General features: G+C 37.5%; 2 protein-coding genes. Both read right to left on the reverse strand.

Annotated elements, in window-relative coordinates:
- Positions 1–8: 8 nt before the first annotated feature.
- Positions 9–524 (reverse strand): HD domain-containing protein, encoded by a 516-nt coding sequence (locus tag DNJ75_RS14900; RefSeq protein WP_117004196.1) that lies wholly within the window; start codon positions 522–524, stop codon positions 9–11.
- 9 nt (positions 525–533) lie between these two features.
- On the reverse strand, positions 534–1,056 hold a 523-nt coding region (locus DNJ75_RS14905), incomplete at its 5' end, for a recombination-associated protein RdgC (protein WP_170137247.1).

Below are 1,056 nucleotides of genomic sequence, written 5' to 3' on the forward strand. Positions count from 1 at the left end.
TTCATCTTTCAACAGTCCCAATGCTGATCAGCAATAATCTTATGCGCCATATCTAGTAAGGTTTGATCACCTTCTTTTAACACTTCTAGCAGCAATATTTTTTCTTTAAAGTAAACTTTACCAAATTGTTTATCATACTGAAAAATCGATTTAGAGTTATCAATTAGATCCGCTATTTTGATTGTTTTAGCAGCTGGTGGTGCTTTTGAGATATGCGCTCTGTCTAAAGCTTTTCTGATCGCTCTATTGCCGTCATCTGGCTGACTTACATCAGTTAGCCAATAAACAAGCTCAGCAACCTCTTTGCCAAAAAGCGCTTCTATTTCTGATAGTTTAGTCTCCGTGTCTTCTACCGTGTCGTGTAGCAATGCAGCAATCAGCATTTCTTCGGTATGATCAACCTGACTTACAAGCGCTTTTACAGCACGAGGATGAACAATATAAGGCTCTCCCGTGTACTTTCTTAGCTGTCCGTTATGTTTTGATGCTGCAAAGCTATCTGCCTTTGCTACCTGCTTACTCATTTTATTTCTCTAACTTTTAATTGTTAAGACTTCTTCGGTTTTTCTTGCTTCTTTTGCTTCTATTATTTCTGTTATTTCTGCTGTTTTGCTAAACACACCCATCATGAATTCTATAAAATGACGTAGGGTTTCTGTCATAATGACAAAATCAGCATCGAACCGCTCTATCTCAGATTCAGTGACAATATCATTGGCCTTGTCCTGGACTAGCTCCAGAAATTTAAGCGATTTAATCATAAACTCATCATTAAGTACAAAAGATAGTTCATCTTGCCATGACAACGCTAATTGTGTGACTTCTCTGCCAGAGTCAATCAAAGAGATAATATCATCGGTAAATAAATTTTGTCGCTGACAACGAATAACACCGCCATCATTGTTGTTATCCTGCAATACACACTGATCTTCTATGGTTAACTCTTGCGGATATTCATTGGTTTTTATCCAGTGAGTCAGGAGCATAGAGACGGGTATTAAATCAGGCATTCTAATTTTTAAGCTGCCCAGTGTTTTACGTAAATTAACGGTTAAG

The sequence above is a fragment of the Cysteiniphilum litorale genome, assembly GCF_003428165.1.
GTDB lineage: Bacteria > Pseudomonadota > Gammaproteobacteria > Francisellales > Francisellaceae > Caedibacter > Caedibacter litoralis.

What these genes read in the sequence shown, in the direction of transcription:
- DNJ75_RS14900 (WP_117004196.1), bottom strand. Translation starts at nt 524, where the DNA reads ATGAGTAAGCAGGTAGCAAAGGCAGATAGCTTTGCAGCATCAAAACAT.